Raw genomic sequence first — 23,566 nt, 5'->3', positions numbered from 1 at the left:
ATTTACCCATGTTTTAGATGAGTTGACCAAGCTTTTTAATAAAGTTAATGAGCTAGATCGATTAAGATATTTGGTCAATTCATGGGACATATTCTGCCATTCATCTGCCTAGATTGATGGAAGAGGGCTACAGTATTTTGCTGACAGTGCAGGTACAGACGTAGTACCAGAAGGACAAAGATTGCGGGCTCATCTCACCTACTACCAAATTGCCCGTAGCATTGGCATCACCTACGAAGAGTGTGTTCGTGTGTTTAGGCAGCTTAAGGGGTCTGTGACTTACCAGCGGGGGGGCAAAATCACCATTCTTGAACCCAACGAACTCACGGCGATCATTCAACAGAATTCCAACTAAAGTTAAGCACAGCAACGTAATTTTTACTGTGGTCTGCCAGGGGCATTAAAACCGAAATATATGGGGTGTAGGGCAATGACTGGAGAAATGTGGGGGTGTCGTTCAAGAAATAGGCTATGATACAGTGGCCAATTTTCTAAGCAATTAAGAGAGGTAGTTAACCTAACTTAACAAGAACATCAAGTTCTTATTCTTAACGTACCCCCCAGAAAAAGTTAAAGCCACCTGGCAAAGCGTGTTTCTCAGGCACGCCACAGGTAGCTACACAGACGAACAAATACTATGTCGTTAGTGTAGCATGCCAATTTGCCAGATAGCTACTCCTGGGAAAAATTAGGAGAGTATCTAAGCAGTGCTAACGACCAAGCACCTGCCCCAAAGCTATACAGGGCAAAGGTTTTGTAAATTTTTCAAACATCGATTCAACTTTATAAAAAGTTCTTATAGCTCTACCCCAGAGTGGATAACTATAAGTGATTACCCAATAGAGCACCGCAATTTATGGAGTGTTTACCAAGACCCGGAGAGGTTAATCGGGCTATCTTTTGGCACTACCACTCACTATGCAGTGCTAGATATAGACTGTCAGAGTCCCTACCACCCAGCTAATAGTGAGTCGCAATACAGAGAGTTGTTAGGAGCCTACGAAGAGATTGGCATTAACAGTGTGGTGACACTCCAGTCTTCCAACAGCGGTGGGTTGCACGTTTACTTCGTCTTTCCGAAAGCTCTGCCCACGTTTAAGCTGGCCCATATGTTGCGGCTGACAGCAATCAAAGCAGGCTATGAAGTGAAGGATGGCAGGTTAGAAATATTCCCCAACACCAAGACCTATAGCAAACACAGCAAAACAAGCTACAAAGCTGTGCGGCTACCTCTGCAGAGGGGTTCTTACCTATTAGACAAGGACTTCGTCCCTTACAGTAACGACATAGAAGTTTTCTTAGAGCAAGGGGAAGCGACGGCAGAAGAACAGGACATAGAGCTGATTGAAACAGCGATAGAGAGTGCGAGTCATATCAAAGGCTTCCGGCGCCTGAAAGGTGATGGAGACGCTAGTGACTTTGCCAGGGACCTGCGAGAGCAGATAGCAGAAGGATGGACCAGCTTTGGTCAAACCAACGACCTGTTGCGGATAATCGGTACCTATGGGCGTGTCTTTAAAGGGTTAGAAGGGCAAGCCCTAGCGGACTACATAGTAGGTAAGGCAGAGACGAGTCCTGGCTATCAACAGTATTGTCAGCACAAGCATAATATCTATCGTCGTGGTAAGGACTGGGGAAGGTGCATAGAGAAGTATTACTATCCCTATGGCAGTGAACCAAGCCGGATTGGCAGTTTTAATGACTTGCAGAAAAAAGGTTGTTGCCCAGAAAATCCACCGAAGGAGAATTTAGTTAATCAGAGCCGACAAAAAGGTGCCATTGAGCGTATTAAACAGGGCATGGAGCATCTTTTGGAAACAGTGAAAGTGTTGCCAAGGAAAGTCGGAGAACTGAAAGAGTTATTACTTGGAGCAATCAAAGAGATATTTGGCATCCGTACCTCTGATAAGACCTTAGCCCGATATAAAGAGTTCTGGCATCCACAGTTTATTAAATTTAAATTGGCAGACCTTGAAATATCAAGCCTGCCTCCCAGTGCAGTAAGTGAGCCTGAGTTTATTGATGGGCAGATTGAGGTGATAACAGAAAAAAGTCCTCAAGTCGTTAAGGAAGAGCCAGAGCTGGGTACCCAATCAGATAGTGCTAGCAACAATTTCATTGACACCGGGCTAGAAAACCCGACATTTGGTCAGTCTTCCACCCAGGTTCCCTTTGTAAGTACTCAGCTTTCAAAGCTAAGTACTTTGCCCAAGTCTAAAAGTTCAGAGTCCTTACCTAGAGAGAGCTCTAAATTATGCCCCACCCCCACTGAAAGTTCGTTAAAAAAAGACAGTGAAAATAAATTGACCAAACTCAAGTGTGATAAGCTTTCTAAGACTAATGCCCCACCCCCCTCTTATATGAAGGTTTATATTTTGACTTCTCAAGCAGTTGGTTTAATTTCTAAGAGATTTCACGGTAAACCGTCCAGTTCTAAGGTTTGCTCAATTTCTTCTGGAACTCAGGTACGTATTTGTCGAGGAGCTAAGCATTCTCGTCATCCCGAGCTCCTTTATGTTAAGCCTTGTGAGGACGCTGATAATTGGATTGGAGGCATTGCTGTTTTGTCTTCCTCCTTGGAGTTGGTTAACTAACTAAACCTTGCCTACGAAACTCTATGTCTAAACGCCTAGCCTCTGAAGGTTTTGGGCGTCATTCCCATCACTTTGCGAAATTGCTGACTGAGGTGACTGTGACTGCTAAAACCACAATCAAGGGCAATGTCGATGATGGCGAGATCGTTCTGTTTTAGGAGAGTTTTAGCCCGTTCAACTCGTTGCTGAATCACATATTGGTAGGGAGCTATTCCCACCGACTTTTTGAACATCCGCCCAAAATGAAACGGACTCATCGTCAATAGTTGTGCCAAGTCAGCTAATTTAATGTCTTGGGTCAGATGGGCATCCACATAGGCCAAGACTCGACGCAATTGATAAGGTGGTAAGCCCCCTTCATACTTAGGTAATTGTGGTTGGGTGCTGCTGTGCTGCCGTAGCAATTGGACGGTCAGGGATTGGGCCAGCGAGTCCAAATACAGGGCACTGCCAGACTGCCGGTGCTGCAATTCAGTCAACATTAGTGTCGCGATCGCTTCAATCGACCCTTGGCGACTTTGGAAGGTGGGAACCAGGGTAAGGTGATCGCTGCAACCGGTCAGAGTTTCTTGGGCAACGGAGCGCAGGAAGTGATCGCTCATCTGTAATTGCAAACAGTTTTCGGTGCCCTGCCAACGCGCAAAGAATGGTAAGTCGGCGGGAGTAATCGTGAAATCGCCACGCCGATAAAGGGCTTCGTGAGTTTTGCCGTCTTGGGCCTGGTGATATTGAATCGGTCGCGGTGCCAAACTGATGAATAAGGTGTGATGGTCAGGACTGTGAACCGTCGCCTCCCCCGGCGGAAATTGCAGATGTTCCAGGTGAATCTCTGGCGGTTGGGACGCCGACGCCGTCACATTTGACGGTGACTCTAGGGGCAAGTCTGCTTGCGGTTGCGCAGCGGCCATCAGTTTATCGGGTTCCTTAACTCGCGATTCGTATCAACGGTTCGATTTTCAAGCCGTCCCACACAAAATCTTGTGAACAGTGCAAAATGTTGAATCAATCTTAAGTGTTTCGCTCTACAACGACAACTCGCAACCAGAGCGTGCCAGAGCCGCAAACCGTGAAAGTTTCTTCAAGTCAACCTCCATTGGGTAAGGATGTCATCTTTCTGAAGGCAATTGGATGAACCTCATGATTTTTTGGGCCCCGGGTGCGGTGGGCCATCACATCGTTGCCTCACTAGTTTTGGGCCGATATGGCGTAGTATTAGCAACGGAAAAATTTTGGTCGTTAAGGCTGAAAACTTTATCCAGTAATGCTTCCAGACATCAAATTTTATAACTTATCTGAATCCTCACTGTCCCACTTATAGTCATAAATGGGACAGCTTCGCCGCCTAATTACCGGAAAACCTTGATTTCTCCTTAGACAGACTCGTAAAACCAAAAATTGCAAATGGGACAGTTTAGATGAGCGACCAAAAATTTTCCATTGCTAATACTAAGTCCATTCGTATGCTGTCGCAGTCAGAATGTCTTAGTTCTGTGAAAGAGATCGCAAGAAAGTGATAGTTCCGCAAGAACCTAACAGCCTCGCTTTGACGATTTCCTTAAGCTGAAACTGTCATTACTTAGGGAGCTTTCAAGCCATGAAACTAGTTATTTTTGGTGCCACTGGAACTGTCGGTCGGCAGGCCGTTCAACAAGCCTTAGAACAGGGACATATCGTCACCGCCTTTGCTCGTAATTTGACCAAACTCCATATCCAGCATCCTCAACTCCGCCTCGCCCAAGGAGACGTGATGCATTCCGTAGCAGTCGAAACCGCCATCCAGGGACAAGATGCAGTGGTGTGCGTCCTAGGGGCGGGCAAACAGTTAAAGAGCACCATTCGCTCAGAAGGCACCCAGCAGATTATCCAGGCGATGCAGCAGGTGGGCGTGCGTCGGTTAATTTGCCTATCGACTCTAGGCGCTGGAGAAAGTTGGAGCAACCTGAACTTTTACTGGAAGTACATCATGTTTGGCTTCATCCTGCGCCAGGTCTTTGCCGATCACCAACGGCAAGAAGCGCTGGTGAAAAGCAGTGGTTTAGATTGGACCATCGTGCGCCCGAGTGCCCTTACTGATGGACCGCGCACGGGGCAGTATCACCACAGTTTTCCTAGTAGCGATCACAACATCACGCTACAGATTTCTCGGGCCGACGTTGCCGATTTCATCCTGAAGCAGCTCTCGGATCAGTCCTCCCTGTACCAAAGCCCTAGCTTGTCTTACTAAGCTGCGCTCCCTCAAACGGCTCCAGCATAGGGGATTCGGCCAGTCGCCACCGCGATCTTGGGTCCCCTGCCTGGTTGCCTAGCGACCATCCAATTCTTCGTTATTGCCCGCAACTAATTTTGAACATTGAAGAACTTGACCATGTCTACTGAAGTAACTTTTCAAATTCTGCTGATTGTGACGACTTTGCTGTGCTCCCTTGTCGCAGGTTTCCTATTTGCTTTTGCCACCATCGTCATGCCAGGAATTAAGCAATTGAGAGATCGTGATTTTATCCGTGCCTTTCAAGTCATCGACGGTGTCGTTCAAAAAAACCAGCCAGTTTTTGTCGCTGTCTGGGTCGGCTCCGTGGTGGCATCAGTAGCCGTAACTGGTTTGGGTTTTAGTCAACTAGAAGGCACTCAGCGGTTGCTATTGCTCGCAGTACTGCTGGTTTACATGCTGGGGGTACAAGTCTCCACTTTTACGATTAATGTGCCGCTCAATAATCAACTCCAAGCGCTCAATGTGGATGCCATGGGCGAAACGGCCCTCAAATCCGCTCGTCTAAGCTTTGAGCCTCGTTGGAATCGGTGGAACGTCAGTCGGACACTGCTGGCCAGTCTAACGTCGGTAGTCTTGCTGGTGTTGCTCTTTCAACTCTGAATCACAACGACCTAACATTGACTGGATAAGCGACCCATTCGATGGTTTGGCTGGATGGGTCGCGTGTCCTTGTTGCGGCTGAAAGGTCCAGTCGGAAATCCCAATTTAGTTTTGAAATGTCTCTGTACGTTCGGCTAATGGCCGTCCATCGTGCCCAACAAGCTTCCAAGAGTCTCAACTCTGATGTAAGAGCCCAATTATCCTTGGTTTGTGAGTAGTCCGCTACGGATGTGACGTTTGTGGTCTCTATCGGGACTTAGGTTGCTCTCTTGTTTGTGTGATTTTGTTGTTGCTTGGTCTTCGTCGTCGTTCCTTAACTTTCCTTCTTCCTTGGGTATGCTTCCTGGTAGTGCCCCCCTTTGCTTCTATGTCCTTTACCCCTTCTTTATTTGTTTCCGTGACAGATTTGGCCCAGGAAGCCGGTGTGAGCGTTCGCACTGTCCAGACCTGGGCTAAGGCTGGTTACTTCTCTAAGCAAGGCTCCAACGCCTATGACATCCTTGGTTACTACCGTTGGCACACTCGCAGCCTGCGACAGGATCTGGATGAACATAAGGCTAAAGTTGCTCGTTCTGACTGGGATACCAAGTGGCGTGAAGGTCGTGCGAGGAAGTCTCTCGCCGAAGCTTCCCTTGTTGAGTTACAAATGCAGAGTCAGGTTAAGCAAGTGGTTCCCATCGATCTTGTTATCTCAGAAATTGACAAGGTTTTGTCCTCTTCCATTCGTTTGTTCCGGGATCTTCATTCTTACTTTTCCGTCCCTCACTGTTATCAGTCCTCCTCTGAAGTTGCCGCTGCCCTAGAGCAAGCTGTGAGTCTAGCTTTGAAAGATTTTCAGTCCCAGCTTGTGAGTCTTTCTTTAGGTGCTGAATTAGTGGAGAAGTCAAAGGTCTTCCATGACTCATTCTTCTCCTCCGATACCTCGTCTTGACTTTCTGTTGTTGCTGTTAAGGCTGTGATAGAGAAGTGATAGATGGATTGTTCAGTCTCTTACCCAGCTTGTTCTGATGTTCACATCTGCATCTCTATGTCAGAGACCATCTCTCTAACTTTTTCTATCGTTAGGGTCGGGTCTTTCATGTTGACGTGCACATACTGGGAAGCATATTCTTCGATGCGCTTAAAGTTTTGCTGTGGGAGTTTAGCTTGATGCTCTTCCACATTGAAACCTGCTAAGTAGTTACATACGGCTGACAGCGGCAAAAAATGTTTGAGTATAAGGCCATAGTTGATGCTTGTTGGAATTCGCTGCTTTGTTGTGTCACTGTTTAGTTCCTTCCAGTTCTCAAACTTGTCTTCATCTTTGATGACTAACCATGAGTAAGGTGCCCCGTAGAATAGGAGAGCTTGATGGTCTTGCCAAAAGATTTGCTCTAGTTCTACTCTGGACCTGTCTGTGTAACTGCACTTTTCCATCTCTGAGTGCATGATGAAGAACGAGCAGTAGAGATGCCATGCTTTGATGTATAGCGGTCTAACGGATAGCTCGTGGTAGCCAAAGCCTAAACCCCTTGCCCTATCTCGAAGGATCTTCTGCTTGAGGGTAGACCTAGTGGTCTCTAAGTTGATGAATTTTCTGTCGAGAATGTCGTTCATAGTTTGAAGAATTGGCATAACCAATTCGTGAAAACATTAAGGGCTGAGTTCTTCCCAACCCTGTTCTGTTCTTTGTCTCTCTGGACCTGGGTTACGTTTAAATTTCCAATTCTTCCTCTTGTGTTGAGTGGTTCTTCCCAGCTATGGATGGGCTTGTCGCCTTAGTCTGTAACTGCTCAACGGTGTGGAGCCCTTCCAACAGTGCTTGGGTTTCCTTAAGCTTCTCTATTAGGCTTAGTCTGATTAAGTTTAATTCTGGATTTATAGCATCTTTGGGCGAATTTTTACTGATGTAATCTTTAAAAGCTTCCGTTTGCTCGTGATATCGCTTAATTTTAGAAAAAAGTGCGCACATGTGCGCACTTTTCTGCTTCTGCTGTTCATCCTCTGGGTCATTGAGGATTTTGGTGATATATCTACGACTTGCCCCAAATACAGACATTAACTCTCGGTTGATAGACTTTTGTCCTTTACTGGGGCGACCTTTAAGCTGTTCATAGCCAGCCTCCTTTAGCTTACGGGCCGCTTCTCGAATTTCACTAGGGGTGTAGTTTTTGCGTTGGGTATTTTCTTCAACTTCAACTTGTAATGCCGTGAGGGTTGCTGTTTCTGCATCAATGTCCATAATGTTCACCGGCACTCCTTCGCCAAAGAATGCCGTAAATGTTTCTGGAGATTCTGCCGCTAATTTCTCTAGGGCTGCTTTACGATGTCCTCCGGCTAATAGCCTGTAGTGTCTGTCCACTGTTAACGGGGTAATCAGTCCCAGGACTTGAATACTTTCCACTAACTCTTTGACATGCTTAGCGTTAATTTGACGGGTATCTCCCTCTGCCCGATCGCCGATTTTGTCCAGGGGCACCAGTCCTTCCTTCATCTGTTGTCGTTGCAAAGTTTCTTCGGCTGCTTCCGAAGTAGCGGAGCGTGCTTGAGCTTTGCTTATGTCTAGAGATTGACGTTTTGCCATAATTTATACCTGCTGTTGTAACCACTGCCACAGAGCTCTAATCTCGTGGCTGGCTTTACTGCTTTGGTCCAACTCTGTCACTCCTCTACCCTGTGCTGCTGCCTGTTGAAAATCTGCCCTTGAACAAACAGCATGGGGGCTAATTGGGTAGCCTAATTGTGCGTCTTCTAGGTTGGCAATCAAGTCTTCAGACTTGGTTTTAGGGTGCAATAGGTTAAGGACGATCGCCGCTGGTTTTTGGCTTAGTCTTACTGCTGAGAGGGTAGTGGACACCGAGTCCAAATCGAACTGTCCATAACGCAGTACTACCAATATAAAGTCCGATGCTTGCATGACCTCGATGATGCCCGCATCCAGGGTGCCGGGGGTATCAATGAAGTTCCAGTCCGTTGTTGCTTTCTCTAGGGTGGAGATTGTTCGCCTAGGAGGGACTGCAATAACCAGGGGACTATTATTGCCACGGCGATCGCCCCAGTCTGCTAGAGAAGCTTGGTCATCGCAGTCGAGAATAGTTGCATCTCTTGCTACCACGGCGAGGTTAGCACAGAGGGTACTCTTGCCCACACCTCCTTTACGACTGACTATGGCTATGGTTTTTGACATGGGCTATTTATGATGGGCTTACTAATCAAGCTTATTGGTCTTAACCCGATATAAACATTCCGCAGGGGAGTAAATAGGCAAAGGGCTTTCAACAAAGTCTTTGGCGTCTCGGGTGATAATTGCCGTAAGTTGGTTAACTGTGGCACATGCTAGTTGGACACTGTCTTCAAAGTCTCTTAGGTTGATGTTGAGGGCAACTTCGATAACTTGTAGATTCACGGGGCACAGTTGTAGCCCAACCAGTAGTCGCTTAACAGCTATAAGCGCCACCTCGCGGCTTTTGTTCTTACGAATGATGTAAAAAACATTGGTAATTGTCGTAGCTGCAATGTAAGCTTCGATGTTTCCCTGCTCAATTTCTTCGAAGATGGCTATGGTTTCTTCGATAAACGGTTCTCTCTCTAAAAGTAAGTCGAGAACAATATTTGTGTCGAGAAGTACTTTCACAGGATATTTACAAATACTTCTCGTTTAGGTAGTCAGAGTATTGCCTTTGTAACTCAGCGTCGCTAGGCACAGGGCCCGTTTGTTTGGCAATGCCTCGTAGTCCGGTAAGGGTGCCGGCGGGGATTTTGGGGCTAGAGACTTTTGGCCAAAGCGATTCGGCAAAATTAAGTATTTCGCTAACCTCCTTCTCTGGCAGAGTTTGAATTAGTTGGTAAAGTTTTTCTTGCGCTGTCATGGTGCTTAAGCTTTGTTAAAAGTGCTGATAATAATCTGAACTTAGTTACACTGTAATCAATAGTAGTTCCCATTGTCGCTTATCCCCATGTCTACCGTAGTCAGCACCCGTTTGCCGGATCTAACCCATGAGCGACTGCAACGTTTTGCTCGCTGTTTAGGTAAGACACCTAGTGAAACCACCGCCCTGCTAGTGGAAGAATCCTTGCGGCAGCAGGACTTTCCCTATATTGAATTTCGACAAACGCCCCTGGGTCGTCATGCCCATCTTAAAAACTCTACCCTGGCGGTCTGGGAAGTTGTCCGCATTGCCCAAGGGTATGCTTTAGATCCAGAAAAAACAGCACAACACTTCCAGCGTCCTTTACCTTGGGTAAAATCGGCCTTACTTTATGCAGATGCTTACCCCGAAGAGATCAACATCGCCATTACCGATGCTGGGGCCGTTAACGAAACCACATTGACCCGTCTGTTACCGCAGCTCGAAGTCCAAGGGCAGTCATAGCAGAACCCCATGTTAGGTTTTCTATTGGATGAACACATATCCCCGTTGGTGGCTCAACAGGTTGCTAGTAAGGCACCAGACATTGAAATATATCCCTTACTGACTTGGCAGGGGGGGCTGTATCTAGGGTTTCCAGATGAGGTAATTTTGGAGGCTGCCACCACAGCACAATTGGTGTTGGTAACCTATGACCAAAAAACGATACCGCCCATTCTTTGGACTTGGGGAGAGCAGGGTCAGTCCCATAGCGGTATTATCTTCGTTGATTATCAAAGTATGCCGCCCCAGGATTTTGGGGGTCTAGTCCGGGCTTTGCTTAAATTATGGAAGGATGAACGGGAAAGGGCTTGGACCGATCGCCTGCTGTATCTCAAGTGTTCCTGATCCAGTTTGCCGTCCCATTAGCATTCTGCGCCCAGCTTTCTGGGAGTTACAGGCTAGTCCTCAGCTAACAACGTTTTTTAGTTAGGTTACTCCGTTCTCTCGCAAGGGTAGGATAGGACGGGATACGCTCTTGCCTGAAACATAGGACAGTGAATGTAGCAATAGCAGCATCCTATCAGTTCACTACAAAAGCCCGAATTTATGAACCCAGTTAGCCACAACAACATTGTCAATTTCATCTGGGGCATTGCTGATGATGTGTTGCGTGATGTGTATGTGCGGGGCAAGTACCGTGACGTGATCCTACCGATGACAGTAATCCGTCGCCTAGATGCAGTTCTGGAGCCGAGTAAGGAAAAGGTACTGACCATGAAGGGTCAACTGGATAGTGCCGCGATCGCCAATCAACATGCGGCTCTCTGTCAGGCTTCCGGGGAGGCTTTTTACAATGTCTCCCCCTTTACCCTGCGGGACTTGAAGAACCGTGCCAAGCAACAGCAACTAAAGGCTGATTTTGAGACCTATCTGGATGGGTTCTCCCAGAACGTTCAGGAGATCCTCGATAAGTTCAAGTTCCGTAATCAAATTCCAACATTAATTGAGGCGGACATCCTTGGGCACCTGCTGGAAAAGTTTCTCGACTCCCGTGTCAACCTCAGCCCTAAGCCGGTGCAAGACATAGATGGTAACGAGGTGCTTTCAGCCCTGGACAACCATTCCATGGGCACTATCTTTGAGGAACTAATCCGCCGCTTCAACGAAGAGAACAACGAGGAGGCAGGGGAGCACTTCACACCCCGGGATGTGGTCAAGCTCATGGCTGACCTAATCTTTCTGCCCATTGGTGACTTAATTGAATCCGGTACCTATCTCGTCTATGACGGTGCCTGTGGCACTGGGGGGATGTTAACGGTAGCGGAGGAGAGGCTAGCTGAACTGGCTCAAAACCAAGGTAAGGAGGTCTCTATCCACCTCTTTGGACAGGAGGTCCAGCCAGAAACCTACGCTATTTCCAAGGCGGATTTACTGCTGAAGGGGGAAGGGGCCGAGGCGGAGAATATGAAGTATGGTTCCACCCTTTCCAGTGATGCGTTTCCGTCCCAGGAATTTGACTTCATGCTTTCCAATCCTCCCTACGGCAAAAGCTGGAAGACTGATTTGGAGAGGCTGGGGGGCAAGGGAGAGATTAAAGATCCACGCTTTGTGACCCGGCATGGGGATGAAGTTGACTACAAGATGATCACCCGTTCCTCGGACGGACAGTTAATGTTCTTGGTCAACAAGTTGGCTAAGATGAAGCACAACACCCGCCTGGGTAGCCGCATCGCTGAGGTACACAACGGGTCGTCCCTCTTTACTGGGGATGCGGGGCAGGGAGAAAGTAATATCCGCCGCTGGATCATCGAAAACGACTGGTTGGAGACCATCATTGCCCTGCCGGAGAATATCTTCTACAACACCGGTATTGCCACCTATATCTGGCTGTTGAGCAACCGCAAGAGCGAGGAGCGTCGGGGTAAGGTTCAGCTCATTGATGGGACGGAGTGGTACATGCCCCTACGGCGCAACCTGGGCAAGAAGAATTGTGAGCTTTCCGAGGAACAGATCCAAACTATTGTGGACTTGGTGGTCAATCCGAGGGAGACAGAGAAATCGAAGATCTTTCCCAATCAAGCTTTCGGCTACTGGAAGGTGAGCGTAGATCGCCCTTTGCGGGTGGAGGGGGTAGATCCCCAGCGGGTTTACAAAGCCGCCGAAATTAAGGCGTTCAAAAGTGAAGGTAGGGTTACCGAAGAAGGGGTGCCGATTATCAAGAAGATTCATAAGAAGGGGACCCAGCCTGATCCACTCCACGGTTTGTTCGAGGTAGAGATTGGCGGTAAGCTCTGTGTGGTGGAGTATGAACCTGATAGTAATTTACGGGACAGCGAGCAGATTCCGTTGTTGGAGGATGGGGGGATCGAGGCGTTCTTCCAGCGTGAGGTGTTGCCCTACAGCCCGGATGCCTGGATCGAGGCTAGCAAGACCCAGATAGGCTATGAAGTTTCCTTTACCCGTCATTTTTACAAGCCTGTGCCCATGCGGACTTTGGATGAGATCAAAGCGGATATCTATGCCCTAGAGCAGGAAACTGAGGGTCTGTTGGAACAGATTGTTGGGGATGGCTAAGACTGTCAGGGCTAAGATAAGAGGGAAATGCTGAAGGAGGACAATGGTTATGGTGACCACCGCAGGGATTATGCATAGTGATCCTGATATTCTGGGGGGAGTTCCTGTCTTCGTCGGCACCAGAGTACCAATTAAAACATTGCTTGATTACCTGGAAGCAGGGGATCCTCTGGATGAGTTTCTAGATCATTTTCCTAGCGTTCAGCGTCAACAGGCGATCGCCGTTCTCGAACTAGCTAAGCAAATGTTAACTGCCTATGCTAATCCTGCTTGTTGATGTGCTGAGAACAATCACTTCTGGCCAAGTTGTTGAAGTTGGAGCAGAACAAAATGTTGGAGAGGTGGAGCGATGAAACTGAAGCCCTATCCCGAATATAAGGATTCTGGCGTGTCTTGGCTGGGACAGATTCCAGCACATTGGGACATAAAACCAGGTTTTGCCTTTCTGTCAGAACGGAAGGAAAAGAATACTGGCATGAAAGAATCGACCGTTCTGTCGCTGAGTTATGGACAAATAGTTGTCAAACCACCCGAGAAACTTCATGGCTTAGTACCTGAATCTTTTGAAACTTATCAGATTGCGGAGCCTGGAAATATCATTATTAGAGGCACAGATCTTCAAAACGACAAAGTGAGTCTTCGTGTAGGAAAGGTAAGAAATAGGGGGATTATTACCTCAGCCTACCTTTGTCTACAGACTAGAGAAAAGTTTAATTCAGATTATGCTCATTTGCTATTGCATGGGTATGACTTAATGAAAATCTATTACGGTATGGGGTCGGGACTTCGCCAAAACCTATCTTTTAGCGATTTTAAACGATTACCTGTTCTAGTTCCATCAGAAAGTGAACAAAGTAAAATTAACAAATATCTGCAATCAATTCAAGTTCAGATCAACAAATTTATACGCAACAAGCGGCGGCTGATAGAACTACTCAAAGAGCAGAAGCAAAACATCATCAACCAGGCTGTCACCTGTGGGCTAGATCCTAACGTTAATCTTAAGCCCAGCGGCGTGGAGTGGATAGGGGATATTCCAGAGCATTGGCAAGTTCGTAGGCTTAAATTTTTATGTGATATACAGACTGGTGGGAAAGATACAGTTGATCGAAAAGAATCTGGGAAGTATCCGTTTTTTGTTCGGTCGCAGACTGTTGAGTGTATTGATTCATATTCCTTTGATGGTGAAGCCGTGCTAACAGCAGGCGACGGCGCAGGAGTTGCAAAAGTATTTCACTATATGAACGGGAAATTTGACTACCATCAGCGAGTTTATAAGTTCAGTAGTTTTAAGAATATTGATGGGAAACTTTTCTTCCACTATTTTAGTAATACTTTGTGTTTTGAGGCTTTTCGAGGAACTGCAAAATCTACAGTGGACTCCTTACGATTACCAATGCTTCAAAACTTTCCTGTACTTTTACCTCCGCTACACGAACAAAAGAATATTGTTTTGCATATAGAGTATGAAATAGCGGCTATTGATCAAGTTATTGTCCGTGCTGAGCGAGAGATCGAACTAATTCAGGAATACCGCACCCGACTAATCTCCGATGTGGTCACGGGTCAGGTAGATGTACGGGACATTGAAGTACCAGAAATTACCGAAGAAGACCTCCTAATCCTAGAGGACGACAACGAGGTGGTGGATGATGACCTAGTGCAGGAGGAGGACGAATGAAGCGTCAATCTGTCCTGCAATTACTAAGCCAAAGTAAACCAGACTTACAAGCTCGGTTTGGTGTTACCCGGTTAGCATTGTTTGGCTCCACTGCAAGGGATGAAGCTGGCCCCCATAGTGATGTAGATATTCTTGTTAGCTTCGATGGCCCTGCCACATCCCATAGATACTTCGGAGTACAATTTTATCTGGAAGACTTGTTAGGTTGTGCGGTGGACTTAGTAACAGAAAAAGCCCTCAGACCGGAATTACGCTCCCACATCGAACAGGAGAAAATGGATGTCTAAGTCTCCTAGCCGGGAATGGCATTTCTACATTGATGACATGATTAGCTTTGCTAGAAAAGCGCTGACCTACACTACGGACATGGATCAAGAAACCTTCATCGCCAGTGAGATTAACTACGACGCCACCCTACGAAATCTAGAACTAATCGGTGAAGCGGCTACCCATATTCCTGATGAGATACGAGCCACATATCCAGAAATTCCCTGGCGACAGATTATTGCCACCCGCAACCGTCTTATCCATGGCTATCTGGGCATTGATAACGATACCGTCTGGAGCATTCTTAGGGACAATATTCCCGAATTGTTATCCCAGCTTGAGGTTGTTCAAAGAGGAAAAGGAGGTAAATTGTGACCAATCAGCAGGGTGATGTCAACCCACGTAACAGAGAAGAAGATCCCGACATCCTAGGCTCAGAGAAAGCTCTAAGACGGGCCGCTCAGAGGGCACGGGAGAGGGCTAAACAGGCTGGAATCGGAGTGATAATCCTCAAAGACGGTGAAATCGTCGAAGAACTGCCAGATTCTTAACTTTACAGCGGCTAAAAACTAGCAACAGAGGACGAAGAATGACCGTTCCCGCTCAGCCTAAGATTTACCACATTGTCCATGTGGATCGGTTGCCCTCAATTATTGCTGATGGGTGTCTGTGGTGCGATGCGGCGATCTCTCAACGGAATCCGGTAGGGACAACCATCGGGATGAACAAAATCAAGCAACGGCGGTTGAAGGAATTAACCTTGACTAGCCATCCAAGTTTGTACGTAGGCCAATGTGTGCCTTTCTACTTTTGTCCACGTTCCATCATGTTGTTTTTGATCCACAAAAAGAATACAGAGTTGACCTATCAGGGAGGACAGGAACCGATTATTCACCTGGAGGGAGATTTAATCCAAGCTGTGAACTGGGCAGATCAAAACAACCTCCGCTGGGCCTTCACCCTCTCCAATGCTGGGTCATCTTACTTTGAAGACCGCAATAGCTTAGCGCAGTTACACGAAATTGACTGGGCCGCCGTGCAAGCGACTAATTGGCAGACCTGTAAAGAGGGCAAGCAGGCAGAGTTTTTGGTGGAAAGCACTTTTCCATGGCATCTCGTTGAGCGTATCGGGGTAAAATCGGTGGTAATCCGTGATCAAGTGAGCAGGGCTTTACCCAAAGGGGTACATCATCCACGGGTAGAGGTCCAACCAGAATGGTATTACTAATCTGGAGGAGGCAGTAATGTTTGAACATAAAAGTGGCAACATCCTAACAGAAGATACCGAAGCCCTGGTCAACACCGTCAACTGTGTGGGCGTGATGGGCCGTGGGATCGCGCTACAGTTCAAGAAAGCCTTCCCAGAGAACTTCAAAGCCTATGCCCAGGCTTGTAAAGAGGAAAAAGTTAAGCCCGGCGAAATGTTTGTCTTTCAAACCGGACAACTGGTAAACCCTCGCTTTATCATCAACTTTCCAACCAAACGTCACTGGCGTACCCATAGCCGCATAGATGATATTGAAAACGGACTAAAAGCCCTTAAATGTACTATACAGAAATACAAGATTCGCTCTATCGCCATTCCCCCCTTAGGTTGTGGGTTGGGGGGCCTTGATTGGGCTGAAGTTAAAACCCGCATTGAAGTAATCCTCAAGCCTCTTGATAACGTAAAGATTATCCTCTACGAACCCCATGGTGAACTAGCCCAAGCAAAAACGGTACAGAGTCTTCGTGCGCCAAAGATGACCCCTGGCAGAGCTGTGTTAGTTGAGTTGGTCAGCCGATATCTCCAAGGTTTGTTAGATCCCTTTATCACTCTGCTAGAAATACACAAGCTAATGTATTTTATGCAAGAGTCAGGGGAATTCCTGCAACTCAGGTATGCAAAAGCGCCCTACGGCCCTTACGCCGAAAACCTGCGCCATGTCCTGAATGTTATTGAAGGACATCTCATCACCGGATATGCAGATGGGGGTGATCAACCCAATAAACCCATAGCCCTACTGCCCAATGCAATTGAGAAAGCAACTACATTCCTACAGGATTATCCAGAAACCCATACTAGGTTTGAGAAAGTGACCGATTTAGTGGAAGGATTTGAGTCTCCTTTCGGTTTAGAACTATTGTCAACCGTGCACTGGATAGTCAAGAATGAACCAGTCAATTCTTTGTCTGATGTTATTGATCGCACCTACGCATGGAACCAGCGTAAGCAACAATTCACCCAAAGACAAATCGAGCTAGCAGTCAATGTTTTGAACAAAAAGGGCTGGATTAATCGTCCTTATTAACTTCAATGAAAACCACTGACACCAGCGAGAAGGGCCTAGAAACCATAATTGTTAACTCCTTGGTCAATGAGGCAGGCTATGCTCTGGGCGATCCCAAAGACTACGACAGGGCACATGCCGTTGACCTGGTGAAGCTGTTGGAATTTCTAGAGACAACCCAGCCCGATACCTATGGGGTACTTGGCATCAACGGGGATGGCCCCAAGCGCACCCAGTTCTTGCACAGATTACAGGGGGAGATTGTCAAACGGGGGGTAGTGGACGTGTTGAGGAAGGGTCTCAGGCATGGCCCTGCCCACGTGGAGCTTTTCTATGGCACCCCTACCCCCGGTAACGTTAAAGCAGTGGAACGGTTCAGTAACAACATTTTCAGTGTCACCCGCCAACTCCGCTACAGCCCGGTGGAGACGGCTCTGTCATTGGATATGGCGCTGTTCATCAACGGATTACCCATTGCCACCTTCGAGCTTAAGAATCGGCTCACCAAGCAGACTGTATTGGACGCAGTGGAGCAATATCAAAGGGATCGAGACCCCAAGGAACTACTATTGCAGTTTGGCCGCTGTGCGGTGCATTTTGCGTTGGATGACCGTGAGGTACGCTTTTGTACCCACCTGATTGGCAAGGGATCTTGGTTTCTACCCTTCAACAAAGGTCACAACGACGGGGCAGGTAATCCCCCTAATCCTAACGGCATTGCCACTGACTACCTGTGGAAAGAAGTCCTTACCAAAGAGGGGCTGACCGACATCCTAGAAAACTACGCTCAGATAGTGGAGGAGAAGGACGAAAAGACCGGCAGGAAGAAGCTTAAGCAGGTCTTTCCTCGCTATCACCAGTTGACAGTGGTGCGTCAGCTTTTGGCTACGGCTAAGCAAGACGGAGTGGGGAAACGTTACCTGATTCAACATTCAGCCGGGAGCGGTAAGAGTAACTCCATTGCCTGGCTTGCCCATCAACTAGTAGGACTGGAGCAGGATGGCAAAGCCCTATTCGACTCCATCATTGTCGTGACCGATCGCCAGGTACTAGACCGGCAGATTCGCAACACCATCAAACAGTTTGCCCAAGTCTCCGCCACGGTGGGCCATGCAGAACGCTCCGGCGACCTGCGCCAATTTATCAAAGACGGCAAGAAAGTGATCATCACCACGGTGCAGAAGTTTCCCTTCATCCTCAACGAGATCGGGGACGAACACCGCCAGAGTAAATTCGCCATCGTCATTGACGAAGCCCACTCCAGCCAGGGGGGCAAAACCACTGCCGCCATGAACCGGGTGTTGGAAGGAACAGCCTCCTACAATGTTGCCAACGAGGAGGAAGAAGAAACTACCGAGGACAAGATCAACCGAATCTTGGAGGGACGGAAAATGGTGAGCAACGCCAGCTACTTCGCCTTCACTGCCACTCCTAAAAACAAGACCCTGGAGATATTCGGTCAGCCCGATCCCCAGCCCGATGGTACCGTTAAGCATTACCCCTTCCACAGCTACACCATGAAGCAGGCTATTCAGGAGGGTTTTATTCTCGATGTGCTGAAAAGCTACACCCCCGTGGAAAGCTATTACCGCCTCGCCAAGACGGTAGAGGACGACCCCCTCTTTGATGCCAAGAAAGCCCAGAAGAAACTGCGCCGCTATGTGGAATCCCACCAACATGCGATCCGGGAGAAGACCGAGATTATGGTGGATCACTTCCACACCCAAGTAATCAACCACGGCAAGATTGGTGGGCAGGCTCGGGCGATGGTTATCACCAACGGTATCGGGCAAGCTATCCAGTACTTCCACGCCTTCAAAGACTACCTGCGGGAACGGAAAAGCCCCTACCAGGCGATCGTCGCCTTTTCTGGAGAGCATGACTACGGAGGGCAGAAGGTCACAGAAGCCACCCTCAACGGCTTCCCCAGTAGTCAGATCACCGACAAGATAGAGGAAGACCTTTACCGCTTTCTCATCGTGGCTGACAAGTACCAGACCGGTTACGACCAGCCCCTACTACACACCATGTATGTGGATAAGGCCCTCTCCGGTATCAAAGCGGTGCAGACACTCTCTCGACTTAACCGTGCCCATCCCCAGAAGTACGACACCTTCGTGCTGGATTTCTACAACGATTCAGACACTATCCAATCGTCCTTTGACCCCTATTACCGCACTACCATCCTCAGTAATGAGACCGACCCCAACAAGCTCCATGACTTGAAGGCAGATCTGGACAGCCACCAGGTCTATACACAGGAGCAAATCCAGTATCTAGTGGAGTTGTACCTGAACGGTGCAGATCGGGATAGGCTTGACCCAATTTTGGATGCCTGCGTAGCCGCCTACAACGCAGATCTCGATGAAGACGGACAAGTGGACTTCAAAGGTAAAGCCAAAGCCTTTGTCCGCACCTACGGCTTCCTTGCCTCAATTCTGCCCTACTCCAATGCCGACTGGGAAAAACTATCCATCTTCCTCAACTTCTTGATTCCCAAGTTGCCTGCCCCCAAAGAAGAGGATCTTTCCCGGGGCATCCTAGAGGCGATCGACATGGATAGCTACCGTGTTGAGGTAAAAACTAGTCTGAAGATCGACCTGGCAGATGAGGATGCCGAGATTAAACCTGTGCCAACCGCCGGCGGGGGCAGTAAATCGGAGGCAGACCTAGACCAGTTAAGTAACATCATCAAGACTTTCAACGATCAATTCGGAAACATTAACTGGAAAGACAGTGACAAGATTCGTCGGGTCATCGCTGAGGAGATTCCAGCCAAGGTAGCGGCGGACGTAGCCTATCAGAATGCCATGAGGAACAACGACAAGAGGACTGCCAGGATCGAACATGATGCTGCCCTACAGCGGGTGATGATCGAATTGTTGGCTGACCACACAGAGTTGTTCAAGCAGTTTAGTGATAATCAGTCCTTCAAGAAATGGCTGGGCGACACCATTTTTGGTGCAACCTACCGGGAAAACTGGGAAGCAAGCTGATGTAAAAAGCTTCAGGCATTAGCACTAAATTGGCCCCTGAGCTTCCACCCTATTGGATGAGATTATTCGTCAGCGTAAACAGAACGCCCTCACCTATGAAGCCTATCTACAAGAGCTTGCCACTCTGGTCAAAAAAGTAGAAACAGGGCAGTCCGATGATACTCCCAAGGCGATCGACACTCCTGCCAAGCGTGTCCTTTACAATAACCTAGGACAGGACGAAATCTTGACCCTCAAAGTACACCAGGCAGTAATGAGCAGTAAAAGCGATGGCTTTCGGGGCAATCAAGCTAAGGAAAACCTGATCAAACAAGCTCTATACCAAGTTCTGAATCATGTGGACAGAGTGGAGCAAATTTTTAACATTGTTAAACAGCAGGATGAATACTAGCATCACCACCACTCTGAACTTGGGAGAACTGACCGTTGCCATTACCTACAAAGGGATTAAAAATGTGCATCTAACAGTTCATCCTCCCCAAGGAGAAGTGCGAGTATCGGCACCCTTGACCATGAACCCTGATACAGTGCGAGTCTTTATCATTTCTAAGCTTGCTTGGATCAGACAACAACGTCGTAGGATCCTAGCCCAGGAAAGGGAAGCCCCTAGGGAGTATGTAAACCGGGAAAGTCATCTTGTCTGGGGTCAACGTTACCTGTTGAAAGTGGTTGAGCATCAAGCACCACCAAAGGTAAACCTTGCTCCCAAGACTTTGGAACTTTATGTTCGTCCCCATACTCCCCAGGAGAAGCGCCACCAAGTGATCAGTGAATGGTACCGTCAACAAATTAAAGATGTAGTCCCTGGTCTCATTGCTAAGTATGAGACCGTTATGGGAGTCGAAGTACGTGAATTTGGAGTTAAACGAATGAAGACCCGCTGGGGCACCTGTAACCCTAGGGCTCAGCGTATTTGGCTCAACCTAGAGTTGGCAAAAAAGCCCCTAGCGTGCCTAGAGTACGTGGTAGTTCATGAGATGACCCATCTACTAGAACCTAAGCATAATGACCGCTTCTGGCGATTCATAGATAGCTTTTACCCGCAGTGGCAACACTATAGAGATGAGCTTAACCGCTTACCCCTAGGGTGACATCACTGATAGTCAGCATTGATTTTCTTTATTTTGTCCGGATCATCAATGCCTTGGTTGAATAGGCTGACCTTAAGACAGATGCCGATTATGCGTTCAAACTCTTGAAGTGTCAGAAACTCAGGTTCTTCCTTGATCCTCTTAGCTGTGGATAGGAGGAAAAGTTGTCTTTGTAATGGCATTGATGGGTGACATAGGTGTAGTAAGGATTCTACTGATAGCTGTTCAAACACCTCTACATACTCATAGTTGTAACTGTCATACAGAGCTGCGAGGTTGATTAAACAGCTGACCTGTTCTTCGTCAATGTTAGGTTGTAACCCCTTCTCGATGAACTCTTGCCAATGTTTAGGGTCAGACAGCAAAGACTGAAGCTCTTCGAGTATTCTTCCGGTGCGTAAAGCTGTCACTAGACTGTCTTGATCTAGTTTTCGTAAGTCGCTGTAGTATTGTGCAAAGAGACTACGATCATAGCTTGAGAGTAACTGATAAAATGTGAAAAATTGAATCATACCTGTTAGGAAGTAAAGAAAGAAGAAATAAAGTCAGACTATTTCTTCTTTCTTTGTTCTTTGTCCTGATAGAAGCGCCTTTGTTCTTCAGCGGGCCGGCAGTCAATACTCTGGGTAGAGTCTTTGCTTCTATTATCTCCAGAGGGTTTCTAGCATCCAAATCTGTGTCGTTGTTTATCACCAAGTAGTTCTCGAAGGATCCACCAGCTACTTGCAGGCGCTCTTCCCCTAAAAGCTCCAACAGGATTGACTGTGCCGAGGCTAGATCTTGGCTTTCAGCGGCGGCGTTAAGACGGTTTATATCTGTGTTGGACAGCTCGATACCACTTAAAAGGGTGTCGTACAGTTCGTTGTCCCCGATGACTGTGGACAGATCGCTGACCAAGAACCGAGCTTGAGAACTGATAGGACTTTCCGGGCTGATCAGTTGTCGAACGTAGTCGTCTACTAAGATGTTGACCCTACTGTCTACACTGTCGTAACCGTTCCGCATAACCTGGCTGCTGACTCTCTTAACGTCACGCATGTAGGCGGCGTTCTCTTGTAAATTCTCGAAGTCCTCTGTACTTCCAGAAGAGTAAGCATCGAAGAAACCTTTGAAGAAGTTGTATGCGGGGCTAGCAGATAGTAATCCTTTGTTTTGTCTGCCCGTCAATACTCTGGGTAGAGTCTTTGCTGTAGAAGAGCTGTAACCTTGACTGAACTCAAAGGTTAACTGCGACGCTAAGGTGTCTACCTCTATTGCTCTTCTTTGTTGTTCGGTTAGGTTGTTGTCGGGGTCAACGCCGCCCCAATTAATACCTAAATTGTCAGAACTCAGCGCCCCTAGCTGTAGTACACTCATGTGCTGCAGGGCGTAGGTGGATCTAACCTTGGCTTGGTTCATGTAGCCGAGGTTCTCTTCTAGCATGGATCCTAGGGTTATCAACGTCTCCTGGATGCTCGCGTAGGCTTCCTTATCCTTTGTACTAACTGTGTAGAGGTCAAGCTCCGCTTGGGTTAGCAGCTGGGCGTAGTGCGCTTCCAGCCTGGTCGTGTCCTGCATCCCCGTTGCTACCGTCACACGGTTCAACCCCGGGTCCATCTGAGTTTGAGTCTCGACTAGACTAAAAATAAATTTTTCCGGTTAAGCATGTTTTTTTTGAGAGCGTAACTATACTTGCTTTGGACGAGATTTTCCAATGTTTGCTATGGTCAGTTTTGCCTTGATAGCCAGATATAAATTGCAGGTATGCAAAGGCTCATCAATCATACTGACAATGCGAGCTAAATATTACAGATTCTGATTAAAAAGTTACCCCCCTACCCTTTTGTTCAACTTTATGGGGAGCTTCTTTAACTCTTTACTGCTGTCCTTTAACCTTATAAACATTACCATGGAAATATTTACACGGCACAACTCCACTCCCCACACTGAACCACAACATATCAATGGTGAAGAAACAAAGAATAAACGAAGTCTTCCTCCAGTGTTCAAAGCACAGAAATCAAAGAAGGAACAACATCGTCATTGCAAACATGGCTCCATCAGTGCTTTGTCAAAAGTTATTGATCAGGCAAAGGTGTTTACCAAGATTAACTTTTTCACATGGAAGCAGACCAAGGACGGCTACTTATACTTAGAGCGTGACGATGACGATGACGACGTTCAGAGTCTATTCGATCTTCTAGATGAGAGTGGAATATTCGACTTTCATGTGACCAATGTTCAAAAAAAGATTATCTATCAACATCAAGTTAGTAAATTTTTGTCCAACGGGTGGAGGCTATATGCTAACGGTTACTTTGCTCGTAAAGGAGAAGTAGAGATTCATCATCTTGATGCAAATAAGCAAAATAATGATCCTCGTAACTTAAGGTATGTAAGTCCGGGCTTAAACTATCTTTGTGCTAGGGCGATCAAGCACGAATATACGGGAGAGGATATACCGGATAACGTGACAGAAAGTTATGAAGAAGCGGAGTATCTAGTAAAACTGACTTTCAAACGCTACCTAAAACGCCTGGGTTATTCTATGAATAAGTCAGAAAGAGATTTCCTACTGAGCTTGAAGTGGAATATAGCAAGGAAGATTTTGCAACATTGGCAACCACCAGCTCAAGTTACTGAACTAATTGAAAAGTTAGTCCAGGAGTGAGGCTATGGCGGACTTGTTGGGTAACCCAAAGCGGATAACTTTGGTCTTAATTGGTATCTGATGAACATAATAGAGCTTCTTCAAAGCTACATTAGGTGGATTATTTTCAAATGTTGGGGACTGTAAATTAATTTGTGTAAAAGCAAAAATACAAATTAACCCATTTCACCAAGGAGGCAATGATGGCAAGGAAGAAAAAAGAGGATACCGTAGCCGATAAATTAATGGATGAACTGTTAAAGG

General features: G+C 47.2%; 27 protein-coding genes. 19 read left to right on the top strand and 8 right to left on the bottom strand.

Annotation, left to right across the window (positions count from 1 at the left end):
- The first annotated feature begins 181 nt into the window (after nucleotides 1-181).
- Both IQ219_RS03275 and IQ219_RS19960 read left to right on the top strand, forming a co-directional pair.
- A complete protein-coding gene (locus IQ219_RS03275) occupies nucleotides 182-355 on the top strand; it encodes a helix-turn-helix domain-containing protein (protein WP_228016681.1) in 174 nt (57 codons plus the stop codon).
- Nucleotides 356-986: 631 nt separating this feature from the next.
- Nucleotides 987-2,594: a hypothetical protein gene (locus IQ219_RS19960; RefSeq protein ID WP_228016680.1), complete on the top strand. Its 1,608-nt coding sequence runs from the start codon at nucleotides 987-989 to the stop codon at nucleotides 2,592-2,594.
- Between the two features lie 35 nt (nucleotides 2,595-2,629).
- Here the strand turns inward: IQ219_RS19960 and IQ219_RS03265 are convergent, their stop codons facing one another.
- Entirely contained in the window at nucleotides 2,630-3,502 is an 873-nt protein-coding gene (locus tag IQ219_RS03265) for a helix-turn-helix domain-containing protein (protein WP_194071697.1), read from the bottom strand.
- A 686-nt stretch (nucleotides 3,503-4,188) separates the two neighbouring features.
- Between IQ219_RS03265 and IQ219_RS03260 the strand changes: the two genes are divergently transcribed.
- The 3 genes from IQ219_RS03260 (at nucleotide 4,189) to IQ219_RS03250 (ending at nucleotide 6,394) form a co-directional block, all read left to right on the top strand.
- Nucleotides 4,189-4,818: an NAD(P)-dependent oxidoreductase gene (locus IQ219_RS03260; protein WP_194071696.1), complete on the top strand. Its 630-nt coding sequence runs from the start codon at nucleotides 4,189-4,191 to the stop codon at nucleotides 4,816-4,818.
- Between the two features lie 141 nt (nucleotides 4,819-4,959).
- Nucleotides 4,960-5,463, top strand: a complete 504-nt coding sequence (locus IQ219_RS03255; protein WP_194071695.1) for a DUF1772 domain-containing protein — start codon at nucleotides 4,960-4,962, stop codon at nucleotides 5,461-5,463.
- A gap of 367 nt (nucleotides 5,464-5,830) precedes the next feature.
- The gene (locus IQ219_RS03250) at nucleotides 5,831-6,394 is read left to right on the top strand and encodes a terminase small subunit (RefSeq protein WP_228016679.1); all 564 of its coding nucleotides are present in this window, start codon (nucleotides 5,831-5,833) and stop codon (nucleotides 6,392-6,394) included.
- Nucleotides 6,395-6,474: 80 nt separating this feature from the next.
- On the opposite strand, the gene IQ219_RS03245 is transcribed toward IQ219_RS03250, so the two are convergent.
- The 5 genes from IQ219_RS03245 to IQ219_RS03225 all read right to left on the bottom strand — a co-directional run bounded on the left by IQ219_RS03245 (nucleotide 6,475) and on the right by IQ219_RS03225 (nucleotide 9,311).
- The gene (locus tag IQ219_RS03245) at nucleotides 6,475-7,059 is read right to left on the bottom strand and encodes a hypothetical protein (protein ID WP_194071694.1); all 585 of its coding nucleotides are present in this window, start codon (nucleotides 7,057-7,059) and stop codon (nucleotides 6,475-6,477) included.
- A gap of 97 nt (nucleotides 7,060-7,156) precedes the next feature.
- On the bottom strand, nucleotides 7,157-8,026 hold the full coding sequence (locus IQ219_RS03240; protein ID WP_194071693.1) for a ParB/RepB/Spo0J family partition protein: 870 nt from the start codon (nucleotides 8,024-8,026) through the stop codon (nucleotides 7,157-7,159).
- 3 nt (nucleotides 8,027-8,029) lie between these two features.
- Nucleotides 8,030-8,629 (bottom strand): ParA family protein, encoded by a 600-nt coding sequence (locus IQ219_RS03235; protein ID WP_194071692.1) that lies wholly within the window; start codon nucleotides 8,627-8,629, stop codon nucleotides 8,030-8,032.
- A 21-nt stretch (nucleotides 8,630-8,650) separates the two neighbouring features.
- Complete coding sequence (locus IQ219_RS03230; RefSeq protein WP_194071691.1) at nucleotides 8,651-9,076, bottom strand: PIN domain-containing protein; 426 nt, start codon at nucleotides 9,074-9,076, stop codon at nucleotides 8,651-8,653.
- A 7-nt stretch (nucleotides 9,077-9,083) separates the two neighbouring features.
- Nucleotides 9,084-9,311 (bottom strand): DUF2281 domain-containing protein, encoded by a 228-nt coding sequence (locus tag IQ219_RS03225; protein WP_194071690.1) that lies wholly within the window; start codon nucleotides 9,309-9,311, stop codon nucleotides 9,084-9,086.
- 87 nt (nucleotides 9,312-9,398) lie between these two features.
- Between IQ219_RS03225 and IQ219_RS03220 the strand changes: the two genes are divergently transcribed.
- The 13 genes from IQ219_RS03220 (at nucleotide 9,399) to IQ219_RS03160 (ending at nucleotide 20,673) form a co-directional block, all read left to right on the top strand.
- Nucleotides 9,399-9,815: a transcriptional regulator gene (locus IQ219_RS03220; protein ID WP_194071689.1), complete on the top strand. Its 417-nt coding sequence runs from the start codon at nucleotides 9,399-9,401 to the stop codon at nucleotides 9,813-9,815.
- 9 nt (nucleotides 9,816-9,824) lie between these two features.
- Nucleotides 9,825-10,199, top strand: coding sequence for a DUF5615 family PIN-like protein (locus IQ219_RS03215; RefSeq protein ID WP_194071688.1), 375 nt, complete (start codon nucleotides 9,825-9,827; stop codon nucleotides 10,197-10,199).
- Between the two features lie 201 nt (nucleotides 10,200-10,400).
- Nucleotides 10,401-12,368 carry a class I SAM-dependent DNA methyltransferase gene (locus tag IQ219_RS03210; RefSeq protein WP_194071687.1) on the top strand — a complete coding sequence of 656 codons (1,968 nt, stop codon included), beginning with the start codon at nucleotides 10,401-10,403 and terminating at the stop codon, nucleotides 12,366-12,368.
- A 49-nt stretch (nucleotides 12,369-12,417) separates the two neighbouring features.
- A complete protein-coding gene (locus tag IQ219_RS03205; RefSeq protein WP_194071686.1) occupies nucleotides 12,418-12,645 on the top strand; it encodes a DUF433 domain-containing protein in 228 nt (75 codons plus the stop codon).
- A 72-nt stretch (nucleotides 12,646-12,717) separates the two neighbouring features.
- On the top strand, nucleotides 12,718-14,049 hold the full coding sequence (locus IQ219_RS03200) for a restriction endonuclease subunit S (RefSeq protein ID WP_194071685.1): 1,332 nt from the start codon (nucleotides 12,718-12,720) through the stop codon (nucleotides 14,047-14,049).
- Nucleotides 14,046-14,336, top strand: coding sequence for a nucleotidyltransferase family protein (locus tag IQ219_RS03195; RefSeq protein ID WP_194071684.1), 291 nt, complete (start codon nucleotides 14,046-14,048; stop codon nucleotides 14,334-14,336). Before IQ219_RS03200 ends, IQ219_RS03195 begins: the two co-directional genes overlap by 4 nt.
- Nucleotides 14,329-14,691 carry a DUF86 domain-containing protein gene (locus IQ219_RS03190; protein ID WP_194071683.1) on the top strand — a complete coding sequence of 121 codons (363 nt, stop codon included), beginning with the start codon at nucleotides 14,329-14,331 and terminating at the stop codon, nucleotides 14,689-14,691. Before IQ219_RS03195 ends, IQ219_RS03190 begins: the two co-directional genes overlap by 8 nt.
- Nucleotides 14,688-14,867 (top strand): hypothetical protein, encoded by a 180-nt coding sequence (locus IQ219_RS03185; RefSeq protein WP_194071682.1) that lies wholly within the window; start codon nucleotides 14,688-14,690, stop codon nucleotides 14,865-14,867. Before IQ219_RS03190 ends, IQ219_RS03185 begins: the two co-directional genes overlap by 4 nt.
- A gap of 38 nt (nucleotides 14,868-14,905) precedes the next feature.
- A complete protein-coding gene (locus IQ219_RS03180) occupies nucleotides 14,906-15,544 on the top strand; it encodes a DUF4433 domain-containing protein (RefSeq protein ID WP_194071681.1) in 639 nt (212 codons plus the stop codon).
- A 16-nt stretch (nucleotides 15,545-15,560) separates the two neighbouring features.
- The gene (locus tag IQ219_RS03175; protein WP_194071680.1) at nucleotides 15,561-16,607 is read left to right on the top strand and encodes a macro domain-containing protein; all 1,047 of its coding nucleotides are present in this window, start codon (nucleotides 15,561-15,563) and stop codon (nucleotides 16,605-16,607) included.
- A gap of 5 nt (nucleotides 16,608-16,612) precedes the next feature.
- Nucleotides 16,613-19,582: a type I restriction endonuclease subunit R gene (locus tag IQ219_RS03170; protein WP_194071679.1), complete on the top strand. Its 2,970-nt coding sequence runs from the start codon at nucleotides 16,613-16,615 to the stop codon at nucleotides 19,580-19,582.
- A 52-nt stretch (nucleotides 19,583-19,634) separates the two neighbouring features.
- Nucleotides 19,635-19,973 (top strand): hypothetical protein, encoded by a 339-nt coding sequence (locus IQ219_RS03165; protein WP_194071678.1) that lies wholly within the window; start codon nucleotides 19,635-19,637, stop codon nucleotides 19,971-19,973.
- On the top strand, nucleotides 19,963-20,673 hold the full coding sequence (locus IQ219_RS03160) for a M48 family metallopeptidase (protein ID WP_194071677.1): 711 nt from the start codon (nucleotides 19,963-19,965) through the stop codon (nucleotides 20,671-20,673). Before IQ219_RS03165 ends, IQ219_RS03160 begins: the two co-directional genes overlap by 11 nt.
- A gap of 2 nt (nucleotides 20,674-20,675) precedes the next feature.
- On the opposite strand, the gene IQ219_RS19955 is transcribed toward IQ219_RS03160, so the two are convergent.
- Complete coding sequence (locus tag IQ219_RS19955; protein ID WP_228016678.1) at nucleotides 20,676-21,083, bottom strand: hypothetical protein; 408 nt, start codon at nucleotides 21,081-21,083, stop codon at nucleotides 20,676-20,678.
- 58 nt (nucleotides 21,084-21,141) lie between these two features.
- On the bottom strand, nucleotides 21,142-22,230 hold the full coding sequence (locus tag IQ219_RS19950) for a hypothetical protein (protein WP_228016677.1): 1,089 nt from the start codon (nucleotides 22,228-22,230) through the stop codon (nucleotides 21,142-21,144).
- Nucleotides 22,231-22,561: 331 nt separating this feature from the next.
- Between IQ219_RS19950 and IQ219_RS03145 the strand changes: the two genes are divergently transcribed.
- On the top strand, nucleotides 22,562-23,323 hold the full coding sequence (locus IQ219_RS03145; RefSeq protein ID WP_194071676.1) for an HNH endonuclease: 762 nt from the start codon (nucleotides 22,562-22,564) through the stop codon (nucleotides 23,321-23,323).
- Nucleotides 23,324-23,566: the final 243 nt, after the last annotated feature.

The organism is Synechocystis sp. LEGE 06083, from assembly GCF_015207725.1.
Classification (GTDB): Bacteria; Cyanobacteriota; Cyanobacteriia; order Cyanobacteriales; family Microcystaceae; genus Synechocystis; species Synechocystis salina.
Note: the sequence above shows the minus strand (reverse complement) of the source record. Positions and strands in the feature narration are given on the sequence as shown.

Excerpts from the sequence above, each read along its gene's own strand:
- IQ219_RS03265 (WP_194071697.1), bottom strand. The coding sequence starts at position 3,502 with ATGGCCGCTGCGCAACCGCAAGCAGACTTGCCCCTAGAGTCACCGTCA.
- IQ219_RS03260 (WP_194071696.1), top strand. The coding sequence starts at position 4,189 with ATGAAACTAGTTATTTTTGGTGCCACTGGAACTGTCGGTCGGCAGGCC.
- IQ219_RS03255 (WP_194071695.1), top strand. The coding sequence starts at position 4,960 with ATGTCTACTGAAGTAACTTTTCAAATTCTGCTGATTGTGACGACTTTG.
- IQ219_RS03250 (WP_228016679.1), top strand. The coding sequence starts at position 5,831 with ATGTCCTTTACCCCTTCTTTATTTGTTTCCGTGACAGATTTGGCCCAG.
- IQ219_RS03245 (WP_194071694.1), bottom strand. The coding sequence starts at position 7,059 with ATGAACGACATTCTCGACAGAAAATTCATCAACTTAGAGACCACTAGG.
- IQ219_RS03240 (WP_194071693.1), bottom strand. The coding sequence starts at position 8,026 with ATGGCAAAACGTCAATCTCTAGACATAAGCAAAGCTCAAGCACGCTCC.
- IQ219_RS03235 (WP_194071692.1), bottom strand. The coding sequence starts at position 8,629 with ATGTCAAAAACCATAGCCATAGTCAGTCGTAAAGGAGGTGTGGGCAAG.
- IQ219_RS03225 (WP_194071690.1), bottom strand. The coding sequence starts at position 9,311 with ATGACAGCGCAAGAAAAACTTTACCAACTAATTCAAACTCTGCCAGAG.
- IQ219_RS03220 (WP_194071689.1), top strand. The coding sequence starts at position 9,399 with ATGTCTACCGTAGTCAGCACCCGTTTGCCGGATCTAACCCATGAGCGA.
- IQ219_RS03215 (WP_194071688.1), top strand. The coding sequence starts at position 9,825 with ATGTTAGGTTTTCTATTGGATGAACACATATCCCCGTTGGTGGCTCAA.
- IQ219_RS03210 (WP_194071687.1), top strand. The coding sequence starts at position 10,401 with ATGAACCCAGTTAGCCACAACAACATTGTCAATTTCATCTGGGGCATT.
- IQ219_RS03205 (WP_194071686.1), top strand. The coding sequence starts at position 12,418 with ATGGTGACCACCGCAGGGATTATGCATAGTGATCCTGATATTCTGGGG.
- IQ219_RS03200 (WP_194071685.1), top strand. The coding sequence starts at position 12,718 with ATGAAACTGAAGCCCTATCCCGAATATAAGGATTCTGGCGTGTCTTGG.
- IQ219_RS03195 (WP_194071684.1), top strand. The coding sequence starts at position 14,046 with ATGAAGCGTCAATCTGTCCTGCAATTACTAAGCCAAAGTAAACCAGAC.
- IQ219_RS03190 (WP_194071683.1), top strand. The coding sequence starts at position 14,329 with ATGTCTAAGTCTCCTAGCCGGGAATGGCATTTCTACATTGATGACATG.
- IQ219_RS03180 (WP_194071681.1), top strand. The coding sequence starts at position 14,906 with ATGACCGTTCCCGCTCAGCCTAAGATTTACCACATTGTCCATGTGGAT.
- IQ219_RS03175 (WP_194071680.1), top strand. The coding sequence starts at position 15,561 with ATGTTTGAACATAAAAGTGGCAACATCCTAACAGAAGATACCGAAGCC.
- IQ219_RS03170 (WP_194071679.1), top strand. The coding sequence starts at position 16,613 with ATGAAAACCACTGACACCAGCGAGAAGGGCCTAGAAACCATAATTGTT.
- IQ219_RS03160 (WP_194071677.1), top strand. The coding sequence starts at position 19,963 with ATGAATACTAGCATCACCACCACTCTGAACTTGGGAGAACTGACCGTT.
- IQ219_RS19950 (WP_228016677.1), bottom strand. The coding sequence starts at position 22,230 with ATGCAGGACACGACCAGGCTGGAAGCGCACTACGCCCAGCTGCTAACC.
- IQ219_RS03145 (WP_194071676.1), top strand. The coding sequence starts at position 22,562 with ATGGAAATATTTACACGGCACAACTCCACTCCCCACACTGAACCACAA.